General features: G+C 68.4%; 1 protein-coding gene. It reads left to right on the forward strand.

The window, feature by feature from the left end:
• On the forward strand, positions 1-488 hold a 488-nt coding region (locus tag CCN56_RS39430), incomplete at its 5' end, for a pentapeptide repeat-containing protein (RefSeq protein ID WP_256962421.1).
• Positions 489-1,281 lie beyond the last annotated feature (793 nt).

Here is a 1,281-nt window from a genome sequence, read left to right on the forward strand (position 1 = left end):
CGGTGACCTTCACCGGCGGCCGGTTCCGGCGCGCACGCCTGGACACCGTGTGGCTGGACAACATCCGCACCGTGGGCAGCGACCTTGCCGAGACCACCTGGCTGGACACCGAGTGCCGCTCCAGCCTCCTGGCCGGCACCCAGCTCCACGGCAGCCAGATGCGCCGCACCGTCTTCCACCACTGCAAGTTCGACTCGGTCAACCTGCGCGCGGCCCAGCTGCGGGACGTCACGTTCGTCGACTGCCTGCTGCGGGACGTGGACTTCGCCGGCGCGAGCCTGAGGGGTGTCTCCTTCCCGGGGACGGCCCCGGACCGGGTCGACTTCACCAAGGCCACCCTCGCCCGGGTCGACCTGCGCGAGGCGGCCGCACTGAGCATCACGTCCGGTGTCGAGGTCCTCAAGGGCGCCACCATCAGCACCCTCCAGCTGTTCGACCTCGCTCCTGCCCTCGCCCAGCACGTCGGCCTCACCGTGAAGGACGGCTGACCACCCCCAACCCTTCACGGCTCCCCGGGCCCGGGACATCATCAACCCGCGTTACCGGATCGCAGTCGTTGTCGCCCTGGGGTGCGGGCTTCGTCAAGGCGAAGCCTTTGGTCTCTCACCCCACGATGTCGACTTCGAGCGCGGAGTTGTCCGCGTCCGCCGCCAGGTTCAACTCCTATCTGGACGACTTTACTTCGCCCTCCCCAAGGGAGGTAAGACGCGTATCGTCGACATGCCCCCATCGGTTGCCGACGGATCGGCCTCCCATTTCCTTGAGTACCCGGCTGCCGAAGTCGAGCTGCTCTGGGGTGGTCCGGAGCCCGAGCGGGAGAAGCAGGTCTTCCCTCTCCTTCTGGGCACTCCACACGGTCATGCCCTCCGGTCCAACGACTTCAACGACCATGCCTGGAAGGCCGCCCTTGCGGAGGCGGGCGTCATCCCCATGCGGGAGCCCGGGCAACGCTGGAAGGCGTCCCGCAAGGACGGCTTCCACGTACTCCGCCANNCTCCCCAGATTCTCCCCAGGGCTCCGGGGCGCCGCATTTCGACGAGTTCTCCAGCCTCCGACCTTGATCGTTTCGGCATCGTGAACTGCCCGTGAAACGCGGACCGATGCCATGTACATTTCACGCGCTCGGGCTTAGCGTCGGCCGCCGGCGCGACACAAGTCAGGACCCCGAGGAGCCGCTTTGACCACCCCACCGCCCCGCAGACGAGCACGCGGACTCGCGCTGGTCGCCGCGCTCGCGGCGACCAGCGCGAGTCCGCGTGCTCGTCTGCCGGGCGGCGGGGT

The organism is Streptomyces sp. NRRL B-24572, from assembly GCF_002156145.1.
Lineage (GTDB): Bacteria > Actinomycetota > Actinomycetes > Streptomycetales > Streptomycetaceae > Streptomyces > Streptomyces vietnamensis.